A 15,585-nucleotide genomic window follows, 5' to 3' on the forward strand; every position below is an offset into this window, starting at 1 on the left:
TGCGAAAACCCCCAGCTCCAGGCCCGGAACTGGGGGTTTCAGGTGGTGCGCCGCCAGGGACTCGAACCCCGGACCCGCTGATTAAGAGTCAGCTGCTCTAACCAACTGAGCTAGCGGCGCAACAGGGATAACTGTATCAGCCGCCGGACAGTGCCCGCACATCACCCGAGCCGCCGCCCCAGCCTCCCGTACGCCCCCAGCACCAGGTCCCAGAAGCCCTTCACGTCCACGGACGTCGCCACCAGCGCGTTCGCCTCCCGTCCGCGCAGGTTGAAGTCGGTGACGGTCATCCCCCGCGTGTACGTCCCCATGGTCTCCACGTTCACCACGGCCGGCACACAGGTGAACAACGAGGGGTCGAGCACGTACGCCACCGCGCAGGCGTCGTGGATGGCCGGTCCGCCCTCGGCCGTCACCACGCCGTAGAACTGCGCGGCGGGCACCAGCAGCTCCGACAGCCGGCCGAGGGGGCGCATGCGGTCGAGCACGTCCGTGGTCACCAGGGCCGACAGGGTCACGTCCAGGCCGAGTTGCCGTACCTGCCAGCCGGCCTCGAAGACGATGGCGGCGGCCTCGGGGTCGGCCAGCATGTTGAACTCGGCCGCCGGGTTGTGGTTGCCCCGCGTGTACGAGCCGCCCATGATCACCAGCTCGCGGGCCCACTCCACGACCCGGGGCTCGCGGCGTACGGCGAGGGCGATGTTGGTCAGGGGGCCCACCGCGATCAGCGTGATCTCGCCGGGTGCGGCGCGCAGGGCGTCCACGATGAAGTCGACCGCGTGGCCGTCCGACAGCGGGCGTACCGGGGCGGGCAGGACGACGTCGCCGAGGCCGGTGGCGCCGTGCACGTGGCCGGCGCGGACCGTGCGGTGCAGCAGGGCGCCCGCGCTGCCGGGCGTGACCGGCACGTCGCCGAGGTCGAGGAACTCCCGGAGCGCCAGCGCGTTCGCGGTGGTCAGCTCCAGGTCGACGTTGCCGCCGACGGTGGTGACGCCGACCACATCCAGGTCGGGGGAGCCGGCCGCGAGGGCCAGGGCGAGCGCGTCGTCGATGCCGGGGTCGCAGTCGATGAGAACTTTCTTCACACCGAAGGACAATACGCACAAATCACGGCGAGGGTGGTTCCTGGACGCAGGCATGGATCGGGGCCGGACAGTTCCCCCAAATCTGCCCGGCCCCGATCGGTGGCGGTCCAGGCCGACGTCTTCCCCCAAAAACGTCGGCGGTCCCGCACTCGCGGACCGCGGTCCCCCTCCGCGTCCGCATCGGTGAAGGTCTTTCGGCCTCTCGACCTGCTCCAACGCTACCGAGACGAATGCAACGGTCGCGTCATAACGGGGTCGAATAAGCGTTTAATCCGACTACGGAAGTTCCAATCGAACCTCTGTGCCTTCCTGCAACGATCTGCTCACCGTGCAGTACTTCTCGTGCACCCGCCCGGCCACCGCCCGGAACACCTCGTCGGCCTGCTCCGAGGGCAGCTCCACGTCATAGGTGACCGTCACCGGCCCGAGCTTGTTCGGCTCGACCTTCTCCGACTCCACCGTCATGGCCAGGCGCACCAGCCGGTGCCCGCGCTTGGCCGTGAGCGGCTCGACGGTCACGATGTTGCAGCCGCCCACCGCCGCGAGCAGCAGCTCGACGGGCGTGAACACACCCTCCTCGTCGCCGCCGCCGATCTTCACCTCGGCGCCGCGGGCGTTCGTGGCCCGGAATCCGCCGTCTTCTGTCCGCTCAACACGCACGTTAGCCATGTTTCAGACCCTACTCAGAAAGCTCTCATGTTCCTTCAGCATCGTCATAGGCATGGCTAGTGAGGTGAATGCGAGTCACGGTCCCATCCTCTTCTGGTGCGGGGTCGCGGTCGCCGAGTTCGGCGCGATCCAGCCGGGGTTCGGCTACCCCTGGCGGCCCACCGCGTACGCCGCCGCGGCGTTGCTCGTCGCGCTCGGCTTCGTCACCGTCAAGGCCGCCGACCTGCTGCGCACCGAGCAGGCCAGGCAGCGGCTGCGGCTCGGCGGCTACCTGGCCGGCGCGCTGCTGGTGGCCCACGAGCTCAGCTCCAGCGCGTACGTGACCGAACCCAGCCGCGTCGGGTCGCTCCTGCTGTACGCGATGGCGGCGGTCATGGCGGTACGCAGCCACACGGTCGCGCCCGAGACCAGAGGCAGGGTGCTGATCGCGACCGGCATGGACCCGCAGACCCTGCGCTCCAGGCTGACCGGCGACACCGTGGCCGTCTACCGGACCGAGCGCGCCACCACCGAGCTGCGCGACCTGGAGGCCAGGTACGGCCTCATCCTCGTCACCGGCGCCGAGCACGACCCGAGGGCCAAGGAACGTATCAGCGCCTCCGGCCTCGGCCGCGAGATCCCCGACATCGCCGAACGCGAGGTGGTCGTCGAGGGCCCGCGCCGGTTCACCCGGTACGTCGGTGGCGCGTTGTCACGCCTCGCAGTCCCAAGATCACAGGTTCATTTCAAAGCCGGGCAAAAGGTTTAGGCCCACATTACGGCCGACGTGAGAGCGTGGGCGGCGGACAAGGAGGCCAGGTGACGATTTTCCCCGGAAGCGCCCGTGTCGACACGGTCATGGGCATGCCCGTCAGCGTGGACATCCGCACGGCTCTGCCGGCCAGAGAGCTCACCCCCCTGATCGACGACGCCTTCTCCTGGTTGCGCTGGGTGGCCGACACCTTCAGCCCGGCCAAGGAGGACAGCCAGATCTGGCGACTCAACCATGGCCTGACCATCAGGCAGATCCCCGAGCTCATCGAGGTTCTCCACCGCTGCGAGGAGCTGAGCGAGGCGACGGGCGGCTGGTTCGAGCACCGGATCAACGGCGTGCTCGACCCCTCCGGCTACATCAAGGGCTGGGCGCTGGAACGCCTGTCGCGGGCCCTGTGCAACGCGGGCGCCGGTGACCACCGCATCAACGCGGGCGGCGACATCCGGGTGCGCGGCTCGGCCGCCCCGGGCAAGCCGTGGCGCGTCGGCATCCGCGACCCGCGCACCGACGTCGTCAGGAAGGTCCTGTACGCCCGCGACCTCGGCATCGCCACCTCGGGCGGCGCCGACGCCGTCGACCCGCGCACCGGGGAACGCCAGGAGACGCTGGGCTCGGTCAGCGTGATCGGCCCCGACCTCGGCGTGGCCGACGCCTACGCCACCGCGATGTACGCGATGGGCCCCACCCTGGCCAGGCGTTTCGCGGCCGACCTCGCCGAGGCGGGCGCGTACCAGACGATGATCGTGCTGCGGGACGGCAAGGAGGTCAGCACGCCCGGCATCTCGGGGATCGCCGCGCAGGCGCGCCTGGCCGGCTGAGCGCGGTCAGGCGTCGGGATGCTCGCGCAGGTATTCGAGATAGATCGGGCGCAGCGCCTCGCCGAGCTCACCCTCACCCGCCGCGATCGCATCGCTGAGCAGCGCGGAGACCCGGCTGAGGTCGTTGGCGGTCTCACTCTCATGACCGCTGGCGGCCTCGGCGGCCGGGATCACCTTGAGCAGGTTCCACAGGAAACCCAGATCCCCATGGCGTACGGCGTAACTCACCGCTCGGTCGTGCAACTCCGCCGCGGGCAACGACTCAAGACCATTAGCGTCCATCCCGCTCCCTTTCCCGACTTGGGTCACAGGTAACCGCTGACTACTCTCAGCGATCAGCCGTGATCCTCCTGTCGGCCTATCGCATCGGCGGATCTCAAGTGGGAGGATCAACCAGCGTGAGATTCATCATCAGAACCGTCGCGGCAGCGGCGGCCCTCTGGGTCGCCATGCAGTTCATCGACGGCATCAGGGTCACCGCCCCGGAGAACTCGGCCAAGTACTGGGGAGTCCTGCTCCTCGTGGCCCTGATCTTCGGCATCGTCAACGCTATCGTGAAGCCGATCGTCAAGGCGCTGGGCTGCGCGGTCATCGTGCTGACCCTGGGCCTGTTCCTCCTCGTGATCAACGCGGCCATGCTGCTGCTGACCAGCTGGATCGCCGGCCAGTTCGACATCCCCTTCCACGTCGACAACTTCTACCCCGCCGCCTTCTGGGGCGCGATCATCATCAGCCTCGTCAGCTGGCTGCTCGGCCTGTTCATCCCCGACAACGACTGATCCCCTCTCCATGAAGCTCAACGGCACCGCCCTGACCTGCGCGCAGGTGCACGAAGCCGCGTACGGGCGGACCCGGGTCTCGATCGGTCCCCTCGATCGGGCCCGGGCGTCGTGGGCCACCGCCCAAGGACTGACCGGCCCCGTCTACGGCCGCAGCACCGGCGTGGGCGCCAACCGGGACGTCCGGCTCGACTCCCCCGGCCTCGACCTGCTGCGCAGCCACGCCTGCGGAGCGGGTCCCCTGGTGGAGGCCGAACGTGCCAGGGCCATGCTCGTCGTACGGCTCAACCAGCTCATGGCGGGCGGCTCGGGCATCGATCCGGCCGTACCTGCCGTCCTGGCCGAGGCGGTCAACGACGGGTTCACGCCGCCGGTCCGTACGTACGGCGCGATCGGCACCGGCGACCTGGCGGCGCTCGCGACCACGGCCCTGTGCCTGCTGGGCGAGCTGCCGTGGCGGCGCGACGGGCTAGAGACGGCCGGGCCGCGCTTCGTGTTCGCCTCGGGCGACGCGCTGCCGTTCATCAGCTCGGGCGCGGCCACACTGGCCGACGCCGCCCTGGCCTGCCATCGCCTGGGCGGGCTGCTCGACGCCGCCGTGGACGTGGCCGCGCTGTCCTTCACCGCCGTGGACGCCTCCGCCGAGCCGCTGGCCGGAGCCGTACAGGAGGCCAGGCCCCACCCGGGCCAGGCGCGCGTGGCCGGACGGCTGCGCGGCCTGCTCACCCACGAGCTGGCCACCCGCGTCCAGGACCCCTACGGCTACCGCGCCTTCGCGCAGGTGCACGGCGCGGCCGTGGAGGCGTTGGAGCGTGCCACCGCGACCGTCGAGACCGACCTGAACGCCGCCACCGAGAACCCGCTCATCACCGGCACCCTGGCCTGGCACAACGGCAACTTCCACTCGGCCCCGGTGGCCCTGGCCCTCGACGCGCTGCGGGCCGCGCTGGCCCAGACCGCCCAGCTCAGCACCGCCCGCCTGGCCACCCTCATGAACCCCGCCTACACCGGCCGGCTGCCCTTCCTCGCCGACCGGCCGGGCGCCTCCGGCCTGATGATCCTCGAGTACGTCGCCCAGGACGCCCTGGCCGAGCTGCGCCACCTCGCGACACCCGTGACGACCGGGACCGCGGTGATCTCCCTGGGCACCGAGGACCACGCCGGTTTCGCCACCCAGGCCGCCCGTCACGCGCTGCGCTGCCTCGAACCCCTGGAGATCGTGCTGGCCTGCGAACGCGTCGCGGCCGTACGGGTCCGCCGCGGGGCGAGCCCCGACCGGCCGCTCACCGACGAGCTGGACGAGGCGCGGGCGGCGCTTGCGCGACCGAGCCACGCTCCCTGAGCGTCGGCTCCTGGACGACGCGGCGGCGGCGGGTGCCGCCGTCGGCCGCGGCCACGATGAGGCGCACGGCGGCCCTGACGATGCCGTCGATGTCCCAGTCGACCGTCGTCAGGCCCGGGGTGAGGAGGCCCGACATGGGATGGTCGTCGTAGCCCATGACCGAGACGTCGCCGGGGATCGACAGGCCCAGCTCCTGGGCCGCGGCGTAGACGCCGTAGGCGATGGAGTCGGCGAAGCAGAAGATCGCGCCGGGCCTGGACGTGGAGAGGATCTCGTGGGCGGCCGAGGTGGCCGCGGCCAGGTCGTGGGGGGCCGTGACGACCTCGATGTCGAGCCCCAGCCGGTCGGCCTCGGCCAGGACGTGCACGTCGGCCGGACGGTCGGGCGTGCTCGCCTGGGTGGGCGTGAGCACGGCGACGCGGCGGTGGCCGAGCCCGGCCAGGTGTTCGAGGGCCAGCGTGACGCCCCGGCGGTTGTCGAAGACGACCTCGCCCGCCGTGCCCGCCAGCGCGTCGCCGATGGCGACGACGGGCAGCGACTCGCACAACTCCGCCCAGAACGGCGCGGCCGGGTCGACCGGCTGCACGATCATGCCGTCGACCCGCTGGTCGCGGAGCTGCTGGGCGAGCACGCGCTCACGGTCGGGGTCGCCGACCGCATCGAGGATCAGGGCGTAACGGTCCTTCTCCCGCAGGCCCCTGCTGATGCCGACTGCCAGCGACTGCTGCCACAGGTCTTCGAGCGAGCCGCAGAGCAGGCCGATCATGCCCGTGCGGCCGCTGGCCAGGGCCCTGGCGATGGGGTCGGCCTCGTAGCCGAGCTCGGCGGCGGCGGCGCGGACGCGCTCCATCGTCTCCTCGGAGACCTGCATGCCGCGCAGCGCATAGGAGACGGCCGCCGGAGACAGGCCGGTCGCGCGGGCCACTTCCCGAATCGTCGCTCTCTTCCGCGGCATCCAGCCAGCCTATTGCCTGTCACCGACAGAAGCCGGGCGCACTGCCACGCTCGCGGGCTTCTTCTTGGCTCTTCGCAGACAGGAGGACCGTTGACAAATAGGACAGTGAAGCGGTTCACTGAACCGTATCACTGAAACGGTTCACCACCTTGATTTCGCAGGACACTTCGTTTACCTGTAATCTCAGTAGGAAATAGAGGGAGGTGTGATCGTGAGCATCGACGTGCATCAGCATCTGTGGACCGGCTCGTTCGTCGCCGCGCTGCGCGCTCGCACCGTCCCGCCCCGGCTCGACGGGTGGACGCTGCTGCTCGACGGCGAGCCGCCGTACGAGGTCGACCCGGCCGATCACGAGCAGCGGGACACGACCGGGCTCGACCTGGCGCTGGTGTCGTTGTCGAGCCCGCTCGGCGTGGAGTTCCTGCCGCCGGAGGAGTCCTGGCCGCTGATCGACGCCTACCACGAGGGCGCGCTCGGGCTCGGCGAGCCCTTCGGCGTCTGGGCGGCGACCTGCCACAGCGCGCCCGACCCCGGGCGGCTGGCCAAGGACCTCGACCGGGGGCCGGCGGGGTTGCAGATCCCGGCCACCGCCGTACCCGACGACCGGCTGCTCGACGTGCTCACCGAGCGGGACCTGCCGCTGTTCGTGCACCCGGGGCCGGCCGGCGCGCCGCCGCCGCCGGGGACGCCGCCGTGGTGGCCGGCGCTGGTGCCGTACGTGCAGCAGATGCAGGCGGCCTGGCACTACTTCCACGCCGTGGTCCGGCCCCGGCACCCGAGGTTGCGGGTGTGCTTCGCGTTGCTGGCCGGTCTGGCGCCGCTGCACTCGGAACGGCTCATCGCCAGGGGCGGCACCGGGCGCGGCCTGGTCGACCCCGGCTTCTACGTGGAGACCTCCTCGTACGGGCCGCGCGCCATCGACGCGATCGTCCGCGAACTGGGCATCGACGTCGTCGTCAACGGCTCCGACGCCCCGTACGCCGTCGCCCCCGACCCCGGCCTCGGCACAGCCGCCGCCCACGCCATCAAAACCACCAACCCCAACCGCCTCCTGGGCCGCGCCCGGCATCCCACTCCACAGGTGCGGCCATGAGCGCGAGGGAGTGCCGTCGCCTGGAGGAGCGGCGGGAGCGAAGCGACCAGAGCGGGGGAAGGCGACGGCATATGGCGACCGAGCCCGCCGCAACGGAGTGCGGCCATGAGATGCAGAAGGGAGACTCGTACGTGAGTGACATCCAGATTCAGGGCGGGGGCGCTTGTGGGCGGCTTCCCGAGCGCGCGCTCGACCGGCGCGAGCTGCGCGGCCTGGTCGACGAGCTGGCCGCCAACCCGCAGGAGTGGCGCGACCTGGTCGACTTCCCGGCCGACGGCGGGCGGCACTACGCCTCGTTGTACCGGGACGCCTACGTGGACGTCTGGGTGTTGTGCTGGCGCCCCGAGGACGACACGGGCTGGCACGACCACGACATCTCCTCGGGCGCGGTGAACGTCGTCCAGGGGGCGTTGAAGGAGTCCAACCCGCGCATCGGCGGCGAGCACCTGGAGACCGTGGTGCCCGCCGGACAGTCGTTCTCGTTCGGGCCGGACCACATCCACCGGCTCGGCGGCGCGGTCGGCGAGAGCGTGTCGATCCACGCCTACTCGCCGCCGCTGTGGCGGCTCGGCCAGTACTCCATCGACGACAGCGGCGTCATGCGCCGCGTCTCGGTGAGCTACGCCGACGAGCTGCGTCCTATGGACGAGCCTGTCGCTGTGGCCTGAGCACGCAGCAGCTCCCGCACGCCTCGACGTCGGGCAGGGTGATCCACAGGCAGCACGTCCTGCGGAAGTAGCCGTCGTCGGCGGGCTCGACCAGCCCGTCGACCGGCCGGCCGATCTCGGCCAGCAGGGCCATGTAGTCGCCCTCGACGATGGAGACCAGCGGGTGGGCGAACGCCTCGGCGGTCGAGCCCCACAGCGTGCGCTCGCCGACCTTGGCGAGCGCGCCGATGGTCCGGACGAGGGGCTGCTGCGCCTCGGCCAGCACCTCGCGGATCGGCTCGACGCCGGTCCCCCAGCTCACCCGGGCGGCGGCGATCGTCACGCCGGCGTCGGAGACCTTGAAGTACGTGTCGGCCAGCCGCATGACCGGGATCCGGCCATCCAGGGCCCAGCCGAGCGCCATGGGCAGGGTGTGCCAGTAGCCGAAGGTCTTCCAGAACAGCGCCGCGCCGACGTGCCGCGGCGCGTTCCAGCGTCCGGCCGTCTGCGCGATCAGGCCCTCCAGCAGTGTGTACGGCTCCCGTACCAGCTCGGCGGCGGCCGTCCAGCTCTCGTCGGGGTCGATGACGAGGCCCGGCTCGACTCCGATGACGCCGCCGCGGCTGTCGGCCAGACGCTGGAGAGCCTCGGTCAGCACGCTGGATCCCTTTCTACAGGTTAGCCTTACCTAAAGTAGCAGGGCGTCCGGCGAACCATCCAGCGACCAGCTGGGCCCCGAGTATGCCCAGGCCGACCGTCAGCGGCACGGTCCAGCCGCCCGAGACCTCCCTGAGGTAACCGAAGAGCAGCGGGCCCAGCGCGGCCACCACGTACCCCACCGACTGGGCCACGGCCGACAGCGCGGTCACCCCGGCGGGATCGGCCGGCCGCAGCGCGATGATCAGCAGCGCCAGCGCGAACGAGGCCCCCTGGCCGATGCCGAGCACGACCATCCACAACCACGGCACGGTGGCCGGGGCCAGCAGTACGCCGAGGTAACCGAACACGGTCAGCACGCCGGCGCCCACCACGTACGGGACCTGGGAGTCCCGGCGTCCGGCCAGCACCGGGACGGCGAGCGAGGTCGCGACCTGGACCAGGTTCGTCAGGCTGAGCAGGTAACCGGCCTGGTCGGCGGGCAGGCCGGCGTCGAGGAAGATCGTCGGCAGCCAGGCCAGCATGACGTAGAAGGTGAGCGACTGCAGGCCCATGAGGGCGGTCACGTACCAGGTGACGCGGCTGCGCAGGATGGCGCCGAACGGCCTCGGGCCGTTCTGCTCGGCCGCCTTCCCTCGCATCGCCTGGGGCAGCCAGAGCAGGGCCGCGAGCAGGGCGGGCACGGCGAGCAGGGCCGAGACGCCGCGCCAGTCGAAGCCGGTGGCCCGTTCCAGCGGGATCACCAGGGCCGAGGCCGCGGCCGCGCCGGCGACCACGGCCGCGACGTAGACGCCGGTGAGCAGGTTGACCCGGGTGGGGAAGTGCTGCTTCACGATGCCGGGCATGGCGACGTTCATGACGGCGATGGCCGTCGCGGCCAGCGCGGAGCCCAGGTAGAGCACGGGAGCGCCGTCGAGCCCGCGGACCAGGTCGCCCGCGGCGACCACGAGCAGGCCGGCCAGCAGGGTCCTGTCCAGGCCGATGCGCCGCGCGAGCAGCGGCGTGAGCGGGCCGAACACGCCCAGGCAGACGACCATGACGGTGGTGATCGCGCCGCCGCCCGACGGGGACAGCCCGACGTCCTTCATGATCTCGTCGAGGAGCGGGGACAGGCCCGCGATGGCGGGTCTCAGGTTGAGCGCGGCCAGCAGGAATCCGGCCACCAGCAAGACGTTTCTCAACGACATAGGGCACCTACTCTGGCACAGGCGTTCTGACAGCGTTGTCCGCCCGGATGGAGTAGGACATGATCCAAGCGTGAGACCGACGATGAAGGACGTCGCGTCGGCGGCGGGCGTGGCGCTCAAGACCGTCTCGCGCGTCGTCAACGGCGAGCCCGGCGTCCATCCGGCGACCGCCGAACGGGTGCGCGCGGCCATCGACCGGCTGGGCTACAGCCGCAACGAGAGCGCCAGGGGCCTGCGCAGGGGCATGACCGCCACGATCGGGCTGGTCATCGAGGACGTCGCCGACCCGTTCTACGCCGGTCTCAGCCGGGCCGTCGAGGACGTCGTCATCGCGCACGGCTGCCTGCTGCTCAGCGGATCGTCGGGCGAGGAGCCGGGCAGGGAGCGCGAGGTGGTCGAGACGTTCTGCGCGCGCCGGGTGGACGGGCTGATCGTCGTCCCGGCTGGGGACGATCACGCGTACCTGCGGGGTGAGCTGGAGACCGGCACGCCCGTGGTGTTCGCCGACCGGCCGCCGGGGTCCGGGATCGACGTGGACACCGTGCTCGCCGACAACGCGGGCGGGGCCGAGCGGGCCGTACGGCACCTGCTCGCGCACGGGCACCACAGGATCGCGTTCCTGGGGGACGATCCGGCGATCTACACCGCGGCCGAGCGGCTGGCGGGCTACCGCAGGGCGCTGGGCGGGCTGTTCGATCCGCGGCTGGTGGCGATGCGTACGCCGGCGCTGGACGACGTACGGGCCGATCTCGGGCGCATGCTCGCGCTGGACGAGCCGCCGACCGCGCTGTTCACCGGGAACGGCCGGCTCACGGTGACCGCGCTGCGGGCCCTGGAGGGACGGCGGCTGGCGCTCGTGGGGTTCGACGACTTCGAGCTGGCCGATCTGCTGCGGCCGGGGGTGAGCGTGGTGGCCCAGGATCCGGCGTGGATGGGGCGGGTGGCGGCCGAGCTGCTGTTCCGCCGGTTGCGCGGTGACGGCGGGCCGCCGGAGCACGTGGAGCTGCCCGTACGGCTCATCCCGCGCGGCTCCGGCGAACTCCCGACGCCTTAGCCGTACCGGAGGCCGGGGCTGGGGCGGGGGTCGGGGGGCGTAGGGAACGGAGCAGGACGAGGGCGGACAGGATGCCCGCGGCGCCCGCCGTGACGATCGCGGGCCCGGGGCCGGCGGTCTCGCCGAGCACTCCGATCAGGGCCGCGCCGGCCGCCTGCCCGGTCATGAGCCCCGCCGACTGCAGCCCGAACGCCTGCCCGCGCGCCTCCTCGGGCACCGCGTCCACGAACCGCCGCTGCAACCCGAGCTGGTACGACAGCCCCGCCGCCGCGCACGCCGCCAGCACCGCCGCCCACCCGGCGCCCGGCCCGAACACGAACCCCAGCCACGGCACCCCGAGCAACACCGCGAGCGGCGCGGACAACCGCTCCCGCAGCGGCGGCGCGGCGAACCTGCCCACGACGAACTCCCCCACCGCCATCCCGACCGCCGCCGCCGCGAGCACCACGCCCGCCCGCCCCTGACCGCCCAGGTACGGCACGATCATCGCCTCCGCCCCCGCCAGGCACATCGTCGGCACCCACCCGGCCAGCAGCAGCCCCCGCACCCGCGGATCGGCCAGCAGGCGCCGATTCACCCGCAACGTCTGCCGCACCGCCCCCTCACCAGCGGCTCCGAGGGTGGAAGGGAGGCGGGGTGGGCGGTTGGGTAGGCCGTACCGGAGGACCGCGGCGCCGGCCAGCGCGAGGCCCGCCGTAGCGGCCAGGGCGCCCTGCGCTCCCGCGAGGGCCAGGAACGCGCCCCCCGCCGCGAGCCCCCCGACCTGCGCCGCGGCCGAGGTGACCCCGAGCACCGACCGCCCGAGCACGAACGCGTCCCCCGGCAGCACGTCCGGCAGCGTCGCCGACCTGGCCGCGCCGAACACCGGCGAGAACAGCCCGCTGACCAGCACCAGCGCCAGCATCCCCCACACCGGCAGCCCCGCGTAGGCGAGCAGCAGGCACACCACCGCCCGGACGACCTCCCCGGTCACCATCAGCGCCCTGGGCCGCAGCCGGTCGGCCAGCGACAACAGGAACATCCCGCCCACGATGTACGGCAACCACCCCGCCATGTACGCCGCCGCCGACAACCCGGGAGACCCGGTACGCGCGTACACCAGCACGGACAGGGCCAGCATCTTGATCGAGTCCCCGGTGACGAGCAGCGCGAAGCTGCCGAAGAGCACCCGGAACTCCTTGACGGCGAACACATCGCCGTACGTCGCCGCTCTCACACCCCCGATGCTGCGGAACCGGCCGCCACCCGGGCCACAGTTTCGGATATAACCGAAAGATGCCACTAAGGATCCAGGTCAGCCCGCAGGACCTGGTGGCCAGCAGGTTCGCCATCTCGCCGCTGATCGAGACCATGCACGCCCACTGGACGCTCGACGGCCGCAACGACCCGGGCGTGCACCGCCGCTGGGTGGAGCGGTGGCGCGGCCCGTACCTCGACCTGGTCGGACGGCATCCGGCGCTGCGCGCGCTCGCGGCGGTCAGCGGCAACAAGGGCGACGCGAACGTCGACTTCATCGCGCCGCCCCCGGCCGGGATGAGCGTGCCGTTCGAGACCGAGCTGGCCTCGATGCGCCGGACCCCGGTCGCCCAGGCCCACGCCGAGATCACCAGGGTGGTCGCGGGCCTTCCGTCGCTGCCGGGAGAGCTCCGGGACGTGCTGTTCTCGCCGCGGGTGGTGCAGGTGCTGGCGGACGCGTACGAGGCCCTGTGGCGGGAGATCATCTCGGTGGGCTGGCCGCGTTTCCACACGATCCTGGAACGCGACGTGATCCAGCGCGCCGGGCGCCTGGCCGCCTACGGCTGGGCCGCCGCGCTCGCCGACCTCAGCGACCAGGTGCGCTGGCGTCAGGACGGGCACATCGAGGTACGCCTGCACACCCGGCACGGCCTGCACGTGCTGGGTGGCAAGGGCCTGCTGTTCCTGCCGACGGCCTTCTCCCGCTCGGTCGGGGCGTACCTGGAGGAGTCCTGGCCCAACGCCCTGGTCTACCCGGCGCGTGGCACCGGCGCCGGGGTCGGCGTGCCGGACGGCGACCTGGCGCTGCTGATCGGGCGTACCCGGGCGCGCATCCTCACCGAGCTGGCCGTGCCCGCGACGACCACGCACCTCGCCGCCCTGCTCGGCCAGAGTCTCGGCACCACCGGGGGCCACCTCGCCGCCCTGCGCCGGACGGGCCTCGTCGCGGGCACCCGTACGGGCCGTTCCGTGCTTTATGCGCGTACGCCGCTGGGTGACGCGTTGGTCGGCCGATCCCTGGCGTAGCGGACTAACCTGTCCCTCGCGGCGGAAGGCCGTATAGTCGTTTTCGCATGTGTTCAGCAATTGTGTTCACGCACCATCGAGGGAGCGCGCGCATGAATGCCGCCGACGTCGCACCGGAGGCGCAGGCCAGGTTCCCCCACGAGCTGATGTACGCGGCGGCCCAGCAGTACTACGTGGAGGACGCCACGCAGGGCGACATCGCCAAGCGGCTCGGCGTCAGCAGGGCGACCGTGAGCAGGCTGCTCACCGAGGCCCGCAGGCAGGGGATCGTCGAGATCAAGGTGCACCGCCCGGCCACACTGGAGGACGGCCCGCTGGCCGCCGAGGTGGCACGGGCGCTCGACCTGGAGCGCGTCTACCTGGTGCCCAAGGTCAGCGGCCCCGCGCTCGGCCCGTGGCTGGCGCCCGGGGTGGCCCGCGCGCTGGCCGCCGTGGGGCTGGAGTCGGGCGACGTGGTGCTGGTCTCCTCGGGCACCACCGTCTACGAGTGCGCCCGCGAGGGCCTCGGCCAGTTCCCCGGGGTCACCATCGCGCCGGCCGTGGGCGGCCAGGAGGAGCCGCAACCCTGGTTCCAGACCAACGAGACCACCCGCATCCTGGCCGAACGCGCCGGCGGCGTGCCCGCCTACCTCTACGCGCCCGCCCTGCCGGGCCCCGAGCTGTTCTACTCGCTCCAGCACGAGCCGTCCGTGCGCCGGGTCATGGACCTGTGGGCGCACGCCAAGTGCGCGATCGTCGGCGTGGGCTCGGCGCCGCTGATGCGGCAGATGGTGCCCGCGCTCATGCCCCGCGACGCCGACTCCCTGCGCCACGCCGTGGGCGACGTCTGCATGCGCGTCTACGACAGGAACGGCGCCCCGGTCACGTACGCGGGCAGCGAGCGCCTGGTGGCCACCCGTCCCGAGGAGCTGCGCCGCATCCCGGCCACGATCGCGGTCGCGGTGGGTGCGGAGAAGGTGCTCTCGATCGTCGCGGGCGCCCGGGGCGGCTACTTCAACCAGCTCGTCACCGACACCCCGACCGCGGAGGGCCTGGTGGCGGCCGCTCGCCAGCTCTGAACATTTTTGCTGGACAAATATTCTGACCTCGCGCTAACGTGAGCCGCACCACAGGGCTCGCCCTCCTGTGAGGGCGTGCCCCGGTCTCGGGGGCATCGAGCGTGATGAATGAGCGAGTGAGGAATGAACCCGTGAACAGAGCTCAGACGCGGACGTATGCGTTCGCCGCAATGGCAGTGCTCGCAGGCTCGGTGCTGGCCGCGTGCGGCTCCGGCTCCGGCTCCGGCGGTGATGGGAACACCGGCGGCGGCGGCAGCACCGAGAACGCGAAGGTCGCCTTCCTCATGCCCGACCTCGCCTCCACCCGGTACGAACTGCAGGACAAGCCGCTGTTCGAGGCCAAGATGAAGCAACTCTGCCCGAGCTGCGAGGTCATCTACCAGAACGCCGACTCCGACGCCGCCAAGCAGCAGCAACAGGCCAACTCCGCGCTGGCCCAGGGCGTCAAGGCGATCGTCATCGACCCGGTCGACTCCGCCGCGGCGGCCACCATCGTCAAGACGGCCCAGTCGCAGCAGGTGCCGGTCATCGCCTACGACCGTCCGATCCCGGCCACGCCGGCCGACCACTACATCTCGTTCGACAACGAGAAGATCGGCGCGATGATCGCCCAGTCGCTGGTCGACCACCTCAAGAAGGAGAACGCCGAAGGCGGCATCCTCCAGGTCAACGGCTCGCCCACGGACGCGGCGGCCGGACTGATCAAGAAGGGCATCCACAGCGCGGTCGACCCGAGCGGCTTCAAGCTGCTGGCCGAGTACGACACCCCCGACTGGCAGCCGGAGAAGGCCCAGACCTGGGTCAGCGGCCAGATCACCCAGTTCAAGGACCAGATCGTCGGCGTCGTCGCGGCCAACGACGGCACCGGCGGCGGCTCGATCGCGGCGTTCAAGGCGGCCGGGACCAAGGTGCCGCCGATCACCGGGAACGACGCCGAGATCGCCGCCGCCCAGCGCATCGTCTCGGGCGACCAGTACAACACGATCTCCAAGCCGATCAAGATCGTGGCCGAGGCCGCCGCGGACACGGCGTACCAGTTCATGCAGGGCAAGAAGCCCGCGGGCAAGGACACGCTCTACAACACGCCCTCGCAGTTGTTCGTCCCCACGGTCGTGACCAAGGAGAACATCAAGGAGGTGCTGTTCGACAGCCAGATCATGAAGGCCGCCGACGTCTGCACCGGCGAGTACGCCAAGGGCTGCACCGAGCTCGGCATCAAGTAGGA

At 71.6% G+C, this 15,585-nt stretch carries 17 protein-coding genes and 1 tRNA gene; 10 read left to right on the top strand and 8 right to left on the bottom strand.

Going from position 1 to position 15,585, the window contains the following annotated elements:
• Window positions 1-43 precede the first annotated feature (43 nt).
• From DMB42_RS23160 to DMB42_RS23170, 3 genes are all read right to left on the bottom strand, one after another.
• Window positions 44-120, bottom strand: a tRNA-Lys gene (locus tag DMB42_RS23160).
• 41 nt (window positions 121-161) lie between these two features.
• The gene (locus DMB42_RS23165; RefSeq protein ID WP_221762298.1) at window positions 162-1,085 is read right to left on the bottom strand and encodes a nucleoside hydrolase; all 924 of its coding nucleotides are present in this window, start codon (window positions 1,083-1,085) and stop codon (window positions 162-164) included.
• Between the two features lie 276 nt (window positions 1,086-1,361).
• A complete protein-coding gene (locus DMB42_RS23170) occupies window positions 1,362-1,754 on the bottom strand; it encodes an OsmC family protein (protein WP_125637085.1) in 393 nt (130 codons plus the stop codon).
• Between the two features lie 52 nt (window positions 1,755-1,806).
• Between DMB42_RS23170 and DMB42_RS23175 the strand changes: the two genes are divergently transcribed.
• Complete coding sequence (locus DMB42_RS23175; RefSeq protein ID WP_125637086.1) at window positions 1,807-2,502, top strand: hypothetical protein; 696 nt, start codon at window positions 1,807-1,809, stop codon at window positions 2,500-2,502.
• 50 nt (window positions 2,503-2,552) lie between these two features.
• Window positions 2,553-3,326, top strand: coding sequence for an FAD:protein FMN transferase (locus tag DMB42_RS23180; RefSeq protein WP_125637087.1), 774 nt, complete (start codon window positions 2,553-2,555; stop codon window positions 3,324-3,326).
• 6 nt (window positions 3,327-3,332) lie between these two features.
• Here DMB42_RS23180 and DMB42_RS23185 read toward each other — a convergent pair whose 3' ends face one another.
• Window positions 3,333-3,608 (bottom strand): hypothetical protein, encoded by a 276-nt coding sequence (locus tag DMB42_RS23185; protein WP_125637088.1) that lies wholly within the window; start codon window positions 3,606-3,608, stop codon window positions 3,333-3,335.
• 116 nt (window positions 3,609-3,724) lie between these two features.
• On the opposite strand from DMB42_RS23185, the gene DMB42_RS23190 reads away from it, so the two are divergent.
• Both DMB42_RS23190 and DMB42_RS23195 read left to right on the top strand, forming a co-directional pair.
• Window positions 3,725-4,105: a phage holin family protein gene (locus DMB42_RS23190; protein WP_125637089.1), complete on the top strand. Its 381-nt coding sequence runs from the start codon at window positions 3,725-3,727 to the stop codon at window positions 4,103-4,105.
• 10 nt (window positions 4,106-4,115) lie between these two features.
• Window positions 4,116-5,447, top strand: a complete 1,332-nt coding sequence (locus DMB42_RS23195; protein WP_125637090.1) for an aromatic amino acid ammonia-lyase — start codon at window positions 4,116-4,118, stop codon at window positions 5,445-5,447.
• Here DMB42_RS23195 and DMB42_RS23200 read toward each other — a convergent pair.
• On the bottom strand, window positions 5,389-6,372 hold the full coding sequence (locus DMB42_RS23200) for a LacI family DNA-binding transcriptional regulator (protein WP_229823699.1): 984 nt from the start codon (window positions 6,370-6,372) through the stop codon (window positions 5,389-5,391). The two genes, DMB42_RS23195 and DMB42_RS23200, sit on opposite strands and share 59 nt — an antisense overlap.
• A gap of 241 nt (window positions 6,373-6,613) precedes the next feature.
• On the opposite strand from DMB42_RS23200, the gene DMB42_RS23205 reads away from it, so the two are divergent.
• On the top strand, window positions 6,614-7,495 hold the full coding sequence (locus tag DMB42_RS23205; protein WP_185844821.1) for an amidohydrolase: 882 nt from the start codon (window positions 6,614-6,616) through the stop codon (window positions 7,493-7,495).
• 131 nt (window positions 7,496-7,626) lie between these two features.
• The gene (locus DMB42_RS23210; RefSeq protein WP_229823697.1) at window positions 7,627-8,163 is read left to right on the top strand and encodes a cysteine dioxygenase family protein; all 537 of its coding nucleotides are present in this window, start codon (window positions 7,627-7,629) and stop codon (window positions 8,161-8,163) included.
• Here DMB42_RS23210 and DMB42_RS23215 read toward each other — a convergent pair.
• Both DMB42_RS23215 and DMB42_RS23220 read right to left on the bottom strand, forming a co-directional pair.
• Window positions 8,135-8,800 carry a (2Fe-2S)-binding protein gene (locus tag DMB42_RS23215; protein ID WP_125637094.1) on the bottom strand — a complete coding sequence of 222 codons (666 nt, stop codon included), beginning with the start codon at window positions 8,798-8,800 and terminating at the stop codon, window positions 8,135-8,137. The two genes, DMB42_RS23210 and DMB42_RS23215, sit on opposite strands and share 29 nt — an antisense overlap.
• Before the next feature lie 13 nt (window positions 8,801-8,813).
• Entirely contained in the window at window positions 8,814-9,986 is a 1,173-nt protein-coding gene (locus DMB42_RS23220; RefSeq protein ID WP_125637095.1) for an MFS transporter, read from the bottom strand.
• 70 nt (window positions 9,987-10,056) lie between these two features.
• Between DMB42_RS23220 and DMB42_RS23225 the strand changes: the two genes are divergently transcribed.
• Window positions 10,057-11,040: a LacI family DNA-binding transcriptional regulator gene (locus DMB42_RS23225; protein WP_379478557.1), complete on the top strand. Its 984-nt coding sequence runs from the start codon at window positions 10,057-10,059 to the stop codon at window positions 11,038-11,040.
• Here DMB42_RS23225 and DMB42_RS23230 read toward each other — a convergent pair.
• Window positions 11,003-12,256 (bottom strand): MFS transporter, encoded by a 1,254-nt coding sequence (locus tag DMB42_RS23230; protein ID WP_260477882.1) that lies wholly within the window; start codon window positions 12,254-12,256, stop codon window positions 11,003-11,005. The two genes, DMB42_RS23225 and DMB42_RS23230, sit on opposite strands and share 38 nt — an antisense overlap.
• Window positions 12,257-12,315: 59 nt before the next feature.
• Here DMB42_RS23230 and DMB42_RS23235 point away from each other — a divergent pair, with 59 nt between their 5' ends.
• The 3 genes from DMB42_RS23235 (at window position 12,316) to DMB42_RS23245 (ending at window position 15,583) form a co-directional block, all read left to right on the top strand.
• Window positions 12,316-13,302 carry a helix-turn-helix transcriptional regulator gene (locus DMB42_RS23235; RefSeq protein WP_125637096.1) on the top strand — a complete coding sequence of 329 codons (987 nt, stop codon included), beginning with the start codon at window positions 12,316-12,318 and terminating at the stop codon, window positions 13,300-13,302.
• Between the two features lie 92 nt (window positions 13,303-13,394).
• The gene (locus tag DMB42_RS23240) at window positions 13,395-14,360 is read left to right on the top strand and encodes a sugar-binding transcriptional regulator (RefSeq protein WP_125637097.1); all 966 of its coding nucleotides are present in this window, start codon (window positions 13,395-13,397) and stop codon (window positions 14,358-14,360) included.
• Window positions 14,361-14,530: 170 nt separating this feature from the next.
• The gene (locus tag DMB42_RS23245; RefSeq protein WP_125637098.1) at window positions 14,531-15,583 is read left to right on the top strand and encodes a sugar ABC transporter substrate-binding protein; all 1,053 of its coding nucleotides are present in this window, start codon (window positions 14,531-14,533) and stop codon (window positions 15,581-15,583) included.
• Window positions 15,584-15,585: the final 2 nt, after the last annotated feature.

This window comes from Nonomuraea sp. WAC 01424 (genome assembly GCF_003947315.1).
Lineage (GTDB): Bacteria > Actinomycetota > Actinomycetes > Streptosporangiales > Streptosporangiaceae > Nonomuraea > Nonomuraea spiralis.